Genomic DNA, 14,968 nt, shown 5'->3' with positions numbered 1-14,968 from the left:
AGACGTAAAACTCGCGCACTCGGATGTCCCGCGCCGACCGATTCGCGCGCGCGGTTCCGCGGCTTGTACCCTGGAGTCATCCCCCGAACACCCCGGCAACCTCGCGCGCGCCGGCGACCTCGGCGCGCGCTCACACATGCAAGGACGCAGATGAACGATTCCGCGGCACACCGCGACGAATGGACGGCGAGCGAAGAGCTGGCGGAGCGGATGATCCCGCTCATCGGGGCTCTCAAGCGCGAGCGCGACGTGGTCACCTCGCTGCACGGCCACCGCCTGCTCGGCCCTCTCGGCCACCGGCCTCGTCGAGGGTGCACGAGCGCGTGGCCCAGCTCGGCCACGAGCGCCTCGAGGTCGAGGACAGCCTGGCGGTGCTCGAAGGCATCCACGCTCTCGCCCCCGGCGCCTCGTCGATCGACGTGGCCCGCCTCGTGGAGGGGCATGCGGAGAGCGGCCGCCCGCTGGAGGAGTACCTGGCCGAGACCCTGGCCCCGGCCGTCGGCGCGGTCCCGGCGCCGCCGACCGACGTGGTGCTCTACGGCTTCGGGCGCATCGGCCGGCTGCTGGCCCGCATCCTCATCGCGCACACCGGCGGCGGGAGCGGACTCCGGCTCCGCGCCATCGTCGTGCGCCGCGGCTCCGAGAACGACCTCGTCAAGCGCGCGTCGCTGCTGCTGCGCGACTCGGTGCACGGCCGCTTCGCGGGCTCGGTCACGGTGGATGAAGAGGCCGAGCAGATCATCGCGAACGGCACGCGCATCCAGGTCATCTACTCCGACGACCCGGCGGCGGTCGACTACACCGCCTACGGCATCGATGACGCGATCGTCGTCGACAACACGGGCCGCTGGCGCGACGAGGCCGGACTCTCCCAGCACCTCCGTGCGAAGGGCGTCGCCCGCGTGCTGCTGACCGCCCCCGGTAAGGGCCCGCTGAAGAACATCGTGCAGGGCATCAATGACGACACGATCACCGACGAGGACCGCATCGTCTCCGCGGCGTCGTGCACGACCAACGCCATCACCCCGGTGCTCGCCGCGATCGACGAGGCCTTCGGTGTGGTGAAAGGCCACGTCGAGACCGTGCACTCGTTCACGAACGACCAGAACCTCATCGACAACTTCCACAAGGGCGACCGTCGCGGCCGCTCCGCCGTGCTGAACATGGTGATCACCGAGACCGGCGCGGCGAAGGCCGTGGCCAAGGCCCTGCCCCAGCTCGAGGGACGGCTCACGGGCAGCGCGATCCGCGTCCCCACGCCGGATGTCTCGCTCGCGGTCCTGCACCTCACGCTGGAGCGCCCCGCCACCAAGGATCAGGTCAACGACTACCTGCGTCGTGTCTCGCTGCACTCGAAGCTCCGTCAGCAGATTGACTACGTGGAGAGCCCCGAGGTGGTCTCGACGGACTTCGTCGGCTCGCACCGCGCCGGCATCGTCGACGGTCTGGCCACGATCGCCGACGAGGACACCCTCATCCTCTACGTCTGGTACGACAACGAGTTCGGATACTCCTGCCAGGTCATCCGGGTGCTGGAGACCATGGCGGGTTCGCACCCCGTCGTCCTCCCCACCCGCCGCGAAGTCACCCTCTGACCTCTCCCGTCGACCCACCCCCTTCCGCTCGACCCGGCCCCTGCGTCCGCACGCACGGGCCGGGGCACGCGAAAGGGGGTGGGGTCGCGGCATGATGAGGGGCATGAAGACCTCACAGTGGCGGGAGGAGCGGCTGCGGTGGCAGGGGCTGACGGCGCCGGAGGCGGGACGTGGCGGGGGCGGCGGCGCGGCTGCTCGCGGTGCAGAGCCAGGACTTCACGGCCGGACGGTGGGCGCTGGCTGTGCGGACGAAGGGCGACGTACGCCTCCGCGACGTCGATGCCGCGTTCGACCGCGGGGACCTCGTCCGGGGCCTGGACCATGCGGGGGACGCTCCACACGATCCCCGCGCGGGATCTCGGGTGGGTGCTGGAGGTCACGGCCGCGCGACAGCAGCAGCAGGCGGCCTCCCGACAGCGGCAGCTCGGCATCGACGACGCCATGATCGACGCGGTCGTCCGGGAGCTCACGCCGCGGCTCCGTGACGGCGGCCTCACCCGGAGCGAGATCTTCGCGGTGCTCGAGGGCATCGGCATCGACCCCTCGGGGCAGCGCGGCATCCACCTGCTGTTCGCGATGACAGTCTCCGGCGTGCTCGTGCAGGGGCCGGTCGTGCCGCGGGAGGGCATCACGCGGGAGCAGCGGTTCGTGCTCGCGGCGGACCACATCCGCGACCACGCCCGCCCGGACGACCCGCTGGCCGAGCTGTTCGTCCGCTATGTCGAGGGGCACGGGCCCGCCGGGGTCGCGGACTTCGCGTGGTGGTCGGGGCTGACGCTCGGGCGGTCCCGGGAGGCGGCGGAGCGGGCGGCACCCCGGGTGACCGAGGTCGAGGAGGGGGTCTTCGTCGGGAGCACCCCGCCCCGGCGCGCGGCGGGCCGGCCGTCCGTGTTCGCCCTCGGTGCCTTCGACGAGTACTACATCTCTTATGCCGACCGCACCGTCGTGTGCGCTCCGGAATACCTCGCCGCCGTCGGGCCGGGGAAGAACGGGATGGTCCGGGCGACCGTGGTGGAGCACGGCCGCGTGATCGGCTGCTGGACCCACGCCGCCGCCGCGCACACCACCCCTCCGACTCTCTTCGAGCCCCCCGAGGACCCCGCCGCCGTCACCGCCGCACTCGCCCGCTTCGCGGCCTTCATCGCCTGAGCCCCTCGTCGACCCACCCCTTTCCGTGCCTCCCGGCCCCCTACGGCAGCGCGTAACGGGCCGGGGTGGACGCAAGGGGGTGGGTCGGCGGGTCACTCACTCGCGTGGCGGCCGAGGAAGTTGTAGACCTCGTTGTCGTCCACGCCGGGGAACATGCCGCGGGGGAGCGGCGAGAACATGTGGGTGTGCACGCGGGCGCTCGGCCACGCCCGTCCCTTCCAGCGCTCCGTGAGCTCGGCCGACGGGCGGCGGCAGCACGCCTCGTCGGGGCAGGTCGACACCGCCCTGTCGTTCGTCTCGCGTCCCCGCCACCACCGGGCGTCGTCGAACGGCACGCCGACCGTGACGGAGAACTCGCCCTCGCTCGACGACCCGGTCTGCGTGGAGCACCAGAACGTGCCGGACGGGGTGTCCGTGTACTGGTGGTGCTCGACGGTGCGGTTCTGCTCCGTGAAGGCGGAGCGGGCCTGGAACTTCCGGCACACGCGCTGCCCCTCCACCGCTCCCGTCACGTCCATCGGCAGGGGCAGGTCGTCGTTCTCGTAGACGCGAGTGATGGCTCCGGTCGAGTCGACGCGCAGGAAGTGCAGCGACATGCCGAGGTGCTGCGTGAGCAGGTTCGTCATGCGCATGCCGGCCGCTTCGTGCGTCACGCCGAACCCGTCGCGGAAGTCCTCCACCGCGAGGTTGCGGTCCTTCTTCGCCTGCTGCAGGAAGGCCACCGCGGCGGTCTCCGGCATCAGGCAGCACGCGGCGAAGTAGTTGATCTCCAACCGCTGCTGCAGGAAGTCGGCGTAGTCCGTCGGCGGGGTGTGCCCGAGCAGTCGATGCGCCATGGCCTGCAGTGCCATCGACCGCAGGCCGTGTCCACCGGGGATCGAGGCGGGGGGCAGGTAGATGCGGCCGTTCTCGAGATCGGTGACCGAGCGCGTCGAGTGCGGCAGATCGTTGACGTAGATGAGTTCGAAGCCGAGCTTCTCGGCCATGATGCTCACGGTGCGGTGGGTCAGAGCGCCCTGCGAATGGCCGGCGGCCTTGAGCTGCTTCTCCGCGAGCTTCTCGATGTCCGGGAGGTAGTTGTTCTGCGCGCGCATCCGCAGTCGCAGCTCCGTGTTGGCGCGGCGGGCCTCCTCCGGGGTGGCGATGGCCTCGCGCTCGCGGCGCTGCAGCTCGCGGTGGAGGCCGAGGATGGACTCGATGGTCTCGTCGCTCATGCCCTTCGTGACGCGGACCGGGGAGACACCGAGCTGACGGAACACCGGGCTCTCCTGGGCCCGCTCCAGCTCGATCTCCAGAGCGGCACGCCGGTTCGGCGGCTCGCCGGAGATGAGGTCGGTCACTTCGGTGCCGGTGGCCTGGGCGATCGCCTGGAGGAGGGAGAGCTTGGGCTCGCGCTTGCCGTTCTCGATGAGGCTGAGCTGGGAGCCGGCGACGCCGACGAGGGCGCCGAGCTCGTCGAGGGTGTACCCCTTCTCCAGGCGGCGGTGCCGGATGCGGTGGCCGAGGGTCGTGAGGTGGATGCCGGAGGACGCCATTGTTTGAGTCTAGCGAAAGAACAGCGATTCTTATCGTTCGGTTTGGCCGAAAGTCCGCGTCAAGGGCGAAGAAGATGGAAGCAACGCCCCACACTTCGAAGGAGCAGTCATGGCCATGGCCGAAGTCCTCACCCCTCGCACGTCCCCTGTCGCCCCGACGCGCACGTTCGGCACCGCCCCTTCCTACGACACCCCCGCAATGGCCGAGCTCGCCGCCTGGGTGGAAGAGATCCGCGCGCTCACGCAGCCGGACGCCGTGCACTGGGTGGACGGCTCGCGCGCCGAGAACGACTGGCTGCTGCGCGGACTCGTCGACGAGGGCAAGCTCATCAAGCTGAACCCCGAGTGGCGCCCCGGCTCGTACCTGGCGCGCTCGCACCCCAGCGACGTCGCCCGCACCGAAGCCCGCACCTTCATCGCCTCGGAGCGCGAGGAGGACGCCGGGCCCACCAACAACTGGGCCGACCCGGAAGAGATGCACGCGAAGATGGACGAGATCTTCGAGGGCTCGATGCGCGGCCGCACGATGTACGTCGTGCCGTTCTCGATGGGTCGCGTCGGCGGACCCCTGTCGCACATCGGCGTGCAGATCACCGACAGCGCCTACGCCGTCGCATCGATCGGCATCATGACCCGCGTGGGCGACGAGGTCACCCGCCAGATCGCCGAGGGCGCGCCGTGGGTCAAGACGGTGCACTCCGTCGGTGCTCCGCTGGAGGCCGGCGAACCGGACGTCGAGTGGCCCTGCAACGACGACAAGTACATCGTGCACTTCCCGGAGACGCTCGAGGTCTACTCGTACGGCTCGGGCTACGGTGGCAACGCCATCCTGGCGAAGAAGTGCTTCGCGCTGCGCATCGCCTCGGTGATCGCGCGTGATGAGGGCTGGCTCGCCGAGCACATGCTCCTCATCCGCGTGATCGACCCGCAGGGCAAGGCCTACCACGTGGCTGCGGCCTTCCCTTCGGCCTGCGGCAAGACGAACCTCGCGATGCTCCGCCCGACGATCCCGGGCTGGAAGGTCGAGACCCTCGGCGACGACATCGCCTGGATCCGTCCCGGCGAGGACGGCCGCCTGTGGGCCATCAACCCCGAGGCCGGCTTCTTCGGCGTCGCGCCCGGAACGGGTGAGTCGACCAACGTCACCGCGGTCGAGACGCTGTGGGGCAACACGATCTTCACCAACGTCGCGCTCCGCCCCGACGGCGACGTGTGGTGGGAGGGCCTGACCGACGAGGCGCCCGCGAACCTCATCGACTGGGAGGGCAACGACTGGACGCCCGACTCCGGTCGTCCCGCGGCGCACCCCCAACTCGCGCTTCACGGTGTCGGCGGCTCAGTGCCCGCAGATCTCCGAGGACTGGGAGGAGGCCGTGCCGCTCGACGTCATCCTCTTCGGCGGACGCCGCGCGAGCAACGTGCCGCTCGTAGTCGAGGCCACCGACTGGACGCACGGCGTCTTCCTCGGCTCGAACATCTCCTCCGAGCGCACGGCGGCGGCCGAGGGCACGGTCGGCGAGCTGCGCCGCGACCCGTTCGCGATGCTGCCGTTCTGCGGCTACAACATGGCCGACTACTTCGGTCACTGGCTCAAGGTCGGCCGGGGCCTGCGCTTCGACCGCGCGCCGCGCATCTTCCAGGTGAACTGGTTCCGTCGCGGAGCGGACGGCCGGTTCCTCTGGCCCGGGTTCGGCGACAACTCCCGCGTCGTCGACTGGATCATCCGCCGCGTGGCCGGTGACGTGCCGGCGGTGGACAGCCCCATCGGACGCCTGCCGCGCGTGGAGGACCTCAACCTCGACGGGCTCGACATCCCTGCGGAAGACCTCGACGAGCTCTTCTCCGTCGACCCCGAGGCGTGGAAGGCCGAGGCCGACCTCACGGAGGAGTTCTACGACACCTTCGGCGACCGGGTGCCCGCGGCCCTCCGCACGGAGCTCGCGTCGCTGCGCTACCGCCTCGCGAAGGCGTAGCCCCCAGACCGGTGCCGGTTCGGGGGAGCCGGCACCCTCGGCCTCCGGGTCGAGCCCTACCCGCGAAGGCGGGGCATCAGAGACGAACCCATGGCTGAGTGGTCTCCGACGCCCCGCCTTCGTGGCACCCACTCCCCAGACCCCGGTTTCGCGTCGAGACCCCGCCCCGCATTCGTGCGGAAGGCGGGGTCTCGGCAGAAAGCCGGGGTCTCGGCGGTGTACAGGGGGGACAGGGAGCTAGGCGAGGAGCTGGTGGCGGGCGAGGTCGCGGTAGAGCGGGGTCGACTCCACGAGCTCGGCGTGGGTGCCCTGTCCCACGACCACGCCGTCCTGCAGCACGACGATGAGGTCGCTGTCGACGACGGTGGACAGACGATGGGCGATCACGACGAGCGTGCGGTCTGTGGCGACCGCATCGATGGCCTCGCGCATGCGCTGCTCGTTCACAGCCGTCGAGCGAGGAGGTCGACTCGTCCAGCAGCAGGATCGGGGCGTCGGTGAGGAGCGCCCTGGCGATCGCGAGTCGCTGCCGCTCGCCGCCGGAGAGCATCACGCCGTCCTCGCCGACGGGAGCGTCGACGCCGAGCGGGTTCCGTTGGAGCACGTCGCCGAGGTTCACGGCGCGGAGCACGCGGGCGCAGTCCTCGTCCGTGGCCGTCGGTGACGCGAGCCGCAGGTTCTCGGCGAGGGTGCCGGCCAGCGTCGGGGCGTCCTGCTCGACGTAGCCGAAGTGGGCGCGGAGCTCGTCCCGCGGATAGGTGCGCGTGTCGTGCCCCTTCAACCGGATGGATCCGCCTGTCGGGTCGTAGAAGCGCTCGATGAGGGAGAGGATCGTGCTCTTCCCCGCTCCGCTCGGACCGACCAGCGCCACGCGTGCCCCACGAGGGACCGCGAACGACACCCCGCGGAGCACCTCGTGGTCCTGGGGGTCGGGTGCGGCCTCGGTCTGCTCCAGGTGCGCATCGGCGAGCAGGGTCTGCGCCTCCCTCGCGGCGGCACGGCGGGCGGCGACGACGTTCTCCGGGTAGCGGAAGCGCACGTCGCGGAACTCCAGAGCGGGGGCGTCCGGAGCCGGTTCCTCCTCGCGGGGCAGCGCCGCGGCGGTGGCCGCGTCGTCCTGGGTCTCGGTGGGCAGGTCGAGCACCTCCTGGATGCGGCCGAGCGCGCCGAGGGCCTGGTTGACGGAGGTGATCGCGCCGAACGTCGAGGCGAGGGGCATCACCAGCAGGAAGAGGAACATCACGAACGAGATGAGGGCCGCGATCGAGATGGCTCCGGCCGCGACGCGGAAGCCGCCCACGCCGAGCACGACGAGCAGGGAGAGCTGAAGGGCGATGCCGGCGACGGGCACCACGAGCGAGGAGATCTTCGCGATGCGCACGCCGATGCCGTACGCCTCGGAGGCCCGCTCCGTCACCGCCGCGGTCTCGCGTTCGGTCGCACCGGAGGCGCGGATGGTGCGGATGGAGCCGACGGCCCGCTCCACGCCCGAGGCCAGCTCGCCGACCTTCTCCTGCTGGGCCGTGGACGCCGTCCGGATCCGGCCGCTGAGGGCGACGACGACCACGACGGAGACGCCGATGACCAGGACGATGAGCAGGAGCAGAACGGGGTCGATGAGCAGCATCGCGATGAGCGCGCCCGCGAAGAGCACGACGTTGCCGACGGCGTCGGCGAGCCCCTGCGTGAGGACGGCGTAGAGGAGCGTGGTGTCGGTGCCGACGCGGGAGACGAGATCGCCGGTGCGCCGTGCGTCGAACTCGGACGTCGGCAGGTGCAGGATGCGGGCGATGAGCTTGCGGCGGCTGGAGTAGACGACCGCGGTGCCGGTGCGCTGCAGCAGATAGTGCTGGAACCCGGAGATGATCGACGACACGATCACGAAACCGACGAGCAGCCACACGAGGACGCCGATCGTGCCGTCGGATTGCACGGCCTCGATGACCTGTCCGACGAGGAGGGGCTGCACGAGCGAGGTCGCGGCGCCGAACACGCTGAGGACGGCGACGACGACGAGGGTGCGCTTGTGCTCGAAGAGGAAGGGGGAGGAGCTGGCGGAAGGTGGCGCGCGGCACGTCGGCCGGTGCGCCCCGTCCGCGTCGGCGTGCTGTCGCCGTGCGGGACATGGGGGACCTCGATCTGGAGATGGTACTTCGACCGTACTCGGGGCGCGGTCATTTCCTATGGGGTGGCTGTATGGGCTCAGGTGCGACCGAAACGGCGATGTGCCGCCTGCTTGGTGACGCCGAGGGCGCTCGCGATCGCCTGCCACGAGTAGCCGCTCGTGCGAGCGCGACGGACCTGGGCCTCTTCGGCGCGCGCGAGCTCCTTGCGTAGCGCCGCCAGGCGGTGGAGCTCGGCGAGGGGTTCGCCGCCCTCGGCCGCGGCGATGGTGGTGGGGTGAGACATGGAGACCTCCTTCGCGTCAATGTTCGTTGACGCTTGGGACGGTGTCAAGAAGTGTTGACGTGCGCGTTGTCCACAGGGGCGCCCTTGTCCGCATGTGTGGCGCATGCGATGCTGACAGGATGGCTCGCATGCTGCAAGTGAGGAATCTGCCCGACGACGTGCATGCCCGGCTCAAGGAGCGTGCCGCGGCGGAGCGCATGAGCCTGTCGGACTACGTAGCGCGCGAGTTGGAAGACCTCGTCCGCTACCGCAGCAATGCCGAGATCCTCGAGGCGTCGCGGTCCCGGGCGCGCGCGGCCGGTATCTCCCTGACGCGCGAGAGCATCCTCGCCGCCCGCGATCGTGAACGGGACGAGCGCGAGGGAGAGGACCAGACGTGAGCAGGACGGCCGACGCGGTCGTGCTCGATGCCTCGGCCGCGATCGAGGCGCTGCTCGGCGAGGAGGTCTGGACGCACGGCGAGGGGTTCCATGCGCACGCGGGCCTCGACATCGAGGTCCTCTCCGTGCTCCGACGCCTCACGATGCGGAATTCGGTGCCGGCGCATGCTGCTCGTGAGGCCCTCGAGGCGTTCGCGGCGCTGCAGATCACCCGCCATCCGCTGCGTCGGCTCATCCCGCGGATCTGGTCGCTGCGCGAGGACGTCTCCGCGTACGACGCCGGTTATGTCGCGCTCGCGGAGGCCCTCGACGTCCCACTGCTCACGGCCGATCGCCGGCTGGCGAAGACGGCGACCCGGTACTGCGATGTCGTGGTGCTGTGAGCGTCTGACCAGGAAGACGAGAACGGCTGCACCCCCGAGGGAGTGCAGCCGTTCCGTTCGGTCGGTTCTAGAGCTCGACGGCGGAGGCGAGACCGAGGTCGTCCTCGTAGTCGTGGTCCTTCGTCTCGGGAGTGAAGATGAGCGCGATGAACGTCAGCACCGCCATCGACGACAGGTACAGTCCCACGAGCCAGGGCTCGCCGCCGACCGCCGCCCACAGGGCCACCGCGATGAACGGCGCCACGGCCGCACCGAGGATCGATGACACGTTGTACGCGATCGCCGAACCGGAGTAACGCACGTTCGTCGGGAACAGCTCCGGCAGGAGCGCCCCCATCGGCCCGAACGTCGTGCCCATGAGCATGAAGCCGAACACGAGGAAAGCCTGGGTGAGGGCCCCGGTGAACTTCGGGTCGGCCTGCGGCAGCAGGAAGAGGTTGAACGACAGACCGAAGACGACGATGAGTCCCGTGACCCACAGGAGCAGCTTGCGGCGCCCGATGGCGTCGGCGATCGGTCCGGACAGCAACGTGAAGATGCCGAAGAACACGACGCCGATGATCTGCATGAGTACGAAGTCGGTGTAGCCGAAGCCGAGGCCCGGGTAGAATTGCGCCGCGAACACACTCGGGTCGAAGTCCTTGCCGGTCGCCTCGGCCGCAGCGCGGGCGGCGGCCGACGCGGTCTCGAGGTCGGCGGCCTTCGTGCCGTAGGTGAGCGTGAAGTTCGTCATCAGGTAGAACAGCACGTACGTCGCCAGCATGATGAACGTGCCGAGGATGAGCTGCTTCCAGTGGTGCCGGAACACGGTCGCGAGCGGGAGCTTGCGGATCGCGCCGGTCTTCTCCGCCTTCTTGAACGTGTCCCGACTCGACGAGGCGGAGCCGCACCCACAGACCGATGATGACCATGACGGCGGAGAACAGGAACGGCACGCGCCAGCCCCAGGAGAGGAAGGCCTCCGACTTCAGCGCCGAGTCCTCCGGGTGCGGGAGGGCGAAGTTGATGGCGAGGAAGATGCCGTTCGCGATGATGAAGCCGAGCGGCGCCCCGAGCTGCGGGAACGAGCCGTACCAGGCACGCTTGCCTTCGGGGCGTTCTCGGTGGCCACGAGCGCGGCGCCCGACCACTCGCCGCCCAGCGCGAAGCCCTGGGCGAGACGGAGGATGAGCAGGAGCAGCGGGGCGACCCAGCCGATCTGCTGGAACGTGGGCAGGAGACCGATCACGAACGTCGCGATGCCCATGGTGAGGAGCGACGCGACGAGGGTCGCCTTGCGTCCGAACTTGTCGCCGAAGTGCCCGAAGACGACGGCGCCGATCGGGCGGGCGACCATGGCCGCGCCGAAGACGGCGAACGACGACAGCAGCGACGCGGTGTCGTTCGTGCTCGGGAAGAAGAGTGTGGGGAAGACGAGCACGGCTGCCGTCGCATAGACGTAGAAGTCGTAGAACTCGATGGTGGTGCCGACGAGGCTCGCGGTGATGACGCGCGAGCGGGGGTTCGCGGGGGTGGTGGCGGTGCTCAAGGGGTCTCCGATCCTCCGCCGGTATACCGACGGACTCGGGCGAGTCTACGCCTTCCTGGGAGTTCCCTGGACGTTGATGACGGACCGGGTCGAGGGCGTCGGTGCCCGCGCGTAGAGTCGGGGGAGACCGGCCGGAGGGGGATCATGACGACACGGATGCTGCTCCTCGCCGATACGCACGTCCCGAAGCGGGCGAAGCGGCTGCCGGACGCGGTGCTGCAGGCCATCGACGAGGCCGACGTCGTCGTGCACGCGGGGGACTGGGTCGATCTCCCCACCGTCGAGCTGCTCCAGTCCCGCGCGCGCGTGCTCCACGGTGTGCACGGCAACAACGACGGCCCCGAGATCCGCCGGGTGCTGCCGGAGATCGCGCGGTTCACCGTGGAGGACACCGCCGTCGCCGTCATCCACGAGACGGGCGCCGCGACCGGGCGGGAGAAGCGGATGGATCTCGCCTTCCCCGATGTCGACGTGCTGATCTTCGGACACTCGCACATCCCCTGGGACACCGTCACGCCGAACGGTCTGCGGCTGCTCAACCCGGGCTCTCCGACCGACCGGCGTCGACAGCCCGTGCACACGATGATGCGCGTCGTGGTCGACGGGCGCGATGTCGAGGCGACCCTCGTGCCGCTCCCATGACGGACGATGGCCCCGGCGAACCGCTCGCCTACCGCGCACCGATGCGCTCTCGCGACGATGCCGTCGCGCCGGGAGTCGCGGTCGAGCGTGCGCTCGCCGAGGGCGTCTGCGGCATGGGTGGGCGGCTCGACAGCACGCCCGGCTCTCTGACTGCGGCGCTCGCCGCCGTCGACGCCCGCCATGGAGAGCGGGCCGCGCGGCGGCTGGAGCGCTTCGCGGCGCTTCCGACGGGAACCCTCGTCTGGACCAGGGACGTCGACGGACTCTTCTGGCTCGGGCGGCTGACGGGACCGTGGCGCTACGACGACGATCCGGCCGCGGTGGCGGCAGACCTCGTGCACGTGCGCGCCTGCACCTGGTCGTCGAGCCCGGTGGCGGCTTCCGACGTCCCGCCGGGCGTCACCGCCACGTTCGCCCGCGGGGGACGCAACGGCCAGCGCATCCGTACGGATGGGGCCGGGGAGCAGTCATCCGCGCTCTGGGAGCGCAGCCGGCGCTGATCCGCGCGTCAGCGCCAGATCGCGGCGATGGCGGCGTTCACGGCCGTGAGGATGCCCACGAGCCAGAAGATCGCGGGCGGCACGACCTGGTCGCGCTTCTGGCGCGCCGTGCCGATGCCGAGCAGGGCGCCGATCACGAGGAGGATGACGAGCTTCGTGCCGATCTTGGCGTAGTTCATCTCGACGCCCTCCGGGAGGCCCCACGGGGCGGAGAGGGCGAGGCCGGCGACCGCGGCGATCGTCATGCCGATGGTCATCAGACGCGTGAACACCCGCTTGCCGCCGAACGCCTGCGCCGCCCAGGCCCCGAAGAGCAGGGCGAAGCCGATGAGGTGGACGAAGAGCACGATGTGGCGCAGGGTCTCCATGCCCTCACCGTACGAGAGCGCGGCATTCCGCGCCACCAAGGCACGCCTGACCTCGCGCCCGCGATCGGGCGCGAGGCGGAGGGAATCAGCCGCGGAGCTCGCGGATCACGAGGGCGGTGCGCAGCGCCGCGTCCGCGGCCTCCGCGCCCTTGTCCTCCTTCGAGCCCTCCAGGCCTGCGCGGTCCAGTCCCTGCTTCTCGTCGTCGAGCGTGAGCAGCCCGAACCCGACCGGCTTGCCGGCATCGAGGGAGACACGGGTGAGGCCGTCGGTCGCCGCGGCCGAGACGTACTCGAAGTGCGGCGTGCCGCCGCGGATGATGACCCCGAGGGCGACCACCGCGTCCGCACCGCCCGCGAAGGCGGCCTGCGCGGCCACGGCGAGCTCGAACGAGCCGGGCACCCGCACCAGGCGATGCGTCGCTCCGGCCTCGTCGAGCACCCGCTGGGCGCCGGCGATCAGGCCGTTCGAGATCACCTCGTGCCAGGTGCCGGCGATCACGACGACCTCCAGCCCTCGCCCCGTCGATGTTCCCCGTCTTGGGTGCTCCGGCGCCGCTCATTCCTCGTCCTTTCCTGCCGCGAGGGCCTCGGCGAGCTCTGCTTCGCCGATGATGTGGCCCATGCGGTCGCGCTTGGTCTCCAGGTACTGGTGGTTGTTCGGACCCACGCCCACGATCAGGCGGCACCTGCTCGACGACGTCGAGGCCGAGCTCACGCAGCTTGTTCACCTTGTCGGTGTTGTTGGTGAGCAAACGGACCCTTCGAGACCCCCAGATCGGTGAGGATCCCGGCCGCTGCCGCGTAGTCGCGGGCGTCCGCCGGGAGGCCCAGTGCCAGGTTCGCATCGACGGTGTCCAGGCCGTCCTCCTGCAGGCTGTAGGCGCGCAGCTTGTTGATGAGACCGATGCCCCGGCCCTCGTGTCCCCCGCATGTAGATGACGATGCCGCCTTCGCGGTCGATGGCGTCCAGCGCGGCATCCAGCTGCGGGCCGCACTCGCACTTCTGGGACCCGAACGCCTCGCCGGTCAGGCACTCCGAGTGCACGCGCACGAGGGCGGTCTCGGTCGGCTCGCCCGATACGACCGCGATGTGGTCGGTGCCGGTGACGCGGTCCTTGTAGGCCAGGAAGCGGAACGTGCCGTGGTCGGTGGGCACGGGTGGCGTCAGCACGGAGGCTCACCCGGCGACCGCGCTGGGCGGCCGGGGTCGCCCCCTCCGGGTCGATCTCGTTGAGGTGTGCGATGAGCTGCTCGATCGTGATGACCGGCACGCCGTCGCGGGCGCCGAGTTCGAGGAGCCCGGGAAGCCGCATCATGCTGCCGTCTTCGGCGACGACCTCCGCGATCGCGCCGACGGGCCGGAGGCCGGCGAGCTTCATGAGCTCGACCGCGGGCCTCGGTGTGACCGCTGCGCTCGCGCACGCCGCCGTCCACGGCCCGGAGCGGGAGCACATGGCCGGGGCGGATGATGCTCGTCGCCGTCGAGTCGGGGTTCGCCAGCACGTTGAGGGTGCGGGCGCGGGTCGCTGGCGCTGATCCCGGTCGTCACCCCTTCCGCGGCGTCGACGCTGACGGTGTAGGCGGTGGAGCGCGCGTCTTCGCTGGCCGCGACCATCGGCGGGAGGTTGAGGCTGTCCGCGAGGTCGGTGGGCATCGGCGCGCAGATGAACCCGGAGGACCAGCGCACGGTCCAGGCGACCCACTCGGGTGTGGCGAGTTCGGCGGAGAGGACGACGTCGCCCTCGTTCTCCCGATTCTCGTCGTCGGCCACGAGCACGGGGCGTCCTGCGCGCAGCGCCTCCAGGGCTTCGGGGATGGTTGCCAGGCTCATCGCGAGCCCCCTTCCGGTGCGGCGCGGAATGCGAGCAGTCGCTCGACGTGCCGCGCGAGGATGTCGGTCTCGAGGTTCACGCGGTCGCCGACCGCGCGGGTGCCGAGGGTGGTCGCCGCCAGGGTCTCCGGGATGAGCGACACCTCGAACCAGTGCCCGCCCCGGTGCCCGAGCCCTCCTGGGTCCCTGAGCCCTCCCGGGTTCCTGAGCCCCTCCGGGGTCCCTGAGCCTGTCGAAGGGGTCGAAGGGGTCGGAGGGCTCACTGCGCTCACCGTCAGCGAGGTGCCGTCGACGGAGATGGAGCCCTTGTCGACGACGAGCGGCGCGAGGTCGTCGGGAAGGCTGATGCGCAGGACGCTCCACTGCGCGCCGGGGCGCACCTCGAGCACGGTGCCGGTGCCGTCGACGTGGCCCTGCACGATGTGCCCGCCGAGCCGCGCCCCCACGGGCATCGCCTTCTCGATGTTGACCCTGGTGCCGACGGTCGCCGCGCCGAGGGCCGCGACGTCGAGCGTCTGCTTCATGACGTCGGCGTCGAAGGTCTCGGCGGTGGAGCCGACGACGGTCAGGCAGACGCCGGAGACCGCGATCGACTCGCCGTGCACGGCGTCGGCAGCGGCCTTCGGGGCGCGCACCGTGAGGCGCCAGCCGTCGCCCGACTCCGCGATGGCGGTG

General features: G+C 70.6%; 9 protein-coding genes and 6 pseudogenes. 7 read left to right on the top strand and 8 right to left on the bottom strand.

Annotation, left to right across the window (positions count from 1 at the left end; genetic code table 11):
- The first annotated feature begins 150 nt into the window (after positions 1–150).
- Positions 151–1,595, top strand: a pseudogene (locus AB1285_RS20760) (glyceraldehyde-3-phosphate dehydrogenase).
- A 279-nt stretch (positions 1,596–1,874) separates the two neighbouring features.
- The gene (locus AB1285_RS20755; protein WP_429977800.1) at positions 1,875–2,744 is read left to right on the top strand and encodes a winged helix DNA-binding domain-containing protein; all 870 of its coding nucleotides are present in this window, start codon (positions 1,875–1,877) and stop codon (positions 2,742–2,744) included.
- Between the two features lie 92 nt (positions 2,745–2,836).
- Here the strand turns inward: AB1285_RS20755 and AB1285_RS20750 are convergent, their stop codons facing one another.
- Entirely contained in the window at positions 2,837–4,279 is a 1,443-nt protein-coding gene (locus tag AB1285_RS20750) for an XRE family transcriptional regulator (protein WP_071328117.1), read from the bottom strand.
- A 109-nt stretch (positions 4,280–4,388) separates the two neighbouring features.
- On the opposite strand from AB1285_RS20750, the pseudogene AB1285_RS20745 reads away from it, so the two are divergent.
- A pseudogene (locus AB1285_RS20745) lies at positions 4,389–6,252 on the top strand (phosphoenolpyruvate carboxykinase (GTP)).
- Between the two features lie 237 nt (positions 6,253–6,489).
- Here AB1285_RS20745 and AB1285_RS20740 read toward each other — a convergent pair.
- Positions 6,490–8,378, bottom strand: a pseudogene (locus AB1285_RS20740) (ABC transporter ATP-binding protein).
- A gap of 76 nt (positions 8,379–8,454) precedes the next feature.
- The gene (locus AB1285_RS20735; RefSeq protein WP_187663555.1) at positions 8,455–8,661 is read right to left on the bottom strand and encodes an AsnC family protein; all 207 of its coding nucleotides are present in this window, start codon (positions 8,659–8,661) and stop codon (positions 8,455–8,457) included.
- A gap of 128 nt (positions 8,662–8,789) precedes the next feature.
- On the opposite strand from AB1285_RS20735, the gene AB1285_RS20730 reads away from it, so the two are divergent.
- Entirely contained in the window at positions 8,790–9,041 is a 252-nt protein-coding gene (locus AB1285_RS20730) for a FitA-like ribbon-helix-helix domain-containing protein (protein WP_429977465.1), read from the top strand.
- Positions 9,038–9,424, top strand: coding sequence for a type II toxin-antitoxin system VapC family toxin (locus AB1285_RS20725; protein WP_370428664.1), 387 nt, complete (start codon positions 9,038–9,040; stop codon positions 9,422–9,424). Before AB1285_RS20730 ends, AB1285_RS20725 begins: the two co-directional genes overlap by 4 nt.
- Positions 9,425–9,491: 67 nt before the next feature.
- Here AB1285_RS20725 and AB1285_RS20720 read toward each other — a convergent pair.
- A pseudogene (locus tag AB1285_RS20720) lies at positions 9,492–10,952 on the bottom strand (MFS transporter).
- Between the two features lie 144 nt (positions 10,953–11,096).
- Here AB1285_RS20720 and AB1285_RS20715 point away from each other — a divergent pair.
- Both AB1285_RS20715 and AB1285_RS20710 read left to right on the top strand, forming a co-directional pair.
- Positions 11,097–11,594: a metallophosphoesterase family protein gene (locus tag AB1285_RS20715; RefSeq protein WP_259952106.1), complete on the top strand. Its 498-nt coding sequence runs from the start codon at positions 11,097–11,099 to the stop codon at positions 11,592–11,594.
- A 41-nt stretch (positions 11,595–11,635) separates the two neighbouring features.
- Positions 11,636–12,094 (top strand): GAF domain-containing protein, encoded by a 459-nt coding sequence (locus AB1285_RS20710; protein WP_280567469.1) that lies wholly within the window; start codon positions 11,636–11,638, stop codon positions 12,092–12,094.
- Positions 12,095–12,102: 8 nt separating this feature from the next.
- On the opposite strand, the gene AB1285_RS20705 is transcribed toward AB1285_RS20710, so the two are convergent.
- The 4 genes and pseudogenes from AB1285_RS20705 to AB1285_RS20690 form a co-directional block, all read right to left on the bottom strand.
- Positions 12,103–12,462: a Fe-S protein gene (locus tag AB1285_RS20705; protein WP_366236436.1), complete on the bottom strand. Its 360-nt coding sequence runs from the start codon at positions 12,460–12,462 to the stop codon at positions 12,103–12,105.
- A gap of 85 nt (positions 12,463–12,547) precedes the next feature.
- A pseudogene (gene ribH, locus AB1285_RS20700) lies at positions 12,548–13,022 on the bottom strand (6,7-dimethyl-8-ribityllumazine synthase).
- A pseudogene (gene ribA / locus AB1285_RS20695) lies at positions 13,019–14,293 on the bottom strand (GTP cyclohydrolase II). The pseudogenes ribH and ribA overlap by 4 nt, the downstream one beginning before the upstream one ends.
- The coding region (locus AB1285_RS20690) for a riboflavin synthase (protein ID WP_429977799.1) at positions 14,290–14,968 on the bottom strand (679 nt) is incomplete at its 5' end. The pseudogene ribA and the gene AB1285_RS20690, both read right to left, overlap by 4 nt.

The sequence above is a fragment of the Microbacterium sp. NRRL B-14842 genome, assembly GCF_050470785.1.
This window is presented reverse-complemented; position numbering and strand designations above follow the sequence as displayed.

Coding starts and splice junctions, on each gene's coding strand:
- AB1285_RS20755 (WP_429977800.1), top strand. CDS start 1,875: ATGCCGCGTTCGACCGCGGGGACCTCGTCCGGGGCCTGGACCATGCGG.
- AB1285_RS20750 (WP_071328117.1), bottom strand. CDS start 4,279: ATGGCGTCCTCCGGCATCCACCTCACGACCCTCGGCCACCGCATCCGG.
- AB1285_RS20735 (WP_187663555.1), bottom strand. CDS start 8,661: ATGTCTCACCCCACCACCATCGCCGCGGCCGAGGGCGGCGAACCCCTC.
- AB1285_RS20730 (WP_429977465.1), top strand. CDS start 8,790: ATGCTGCAAGTGAGGAATCTGCCCGACGACGTGCATGCCCGGCTCAAG.
- AB1285_RS20715 (WP_259952106.1), top strand. CDS start 11,097: ATGACGACACGGATGCTGCTCCTCGCCGATACGCACGTCCCGAAGCGG.
- AB1285_RS20710 (WP_280567469.1), top strand. CDS start 11,636: ATGCGCTCTCGCGACGATGCCGTCGCGCCGGGAGTCGCGGTCGAGCGT.
- AB1285_RS20705 (WP_366236436.1), bottom strand. CDS start 12,462: ATGGAGACCCTGCGCCACATCGTGCTCTTCGTCCACCTCATCGGCTTC.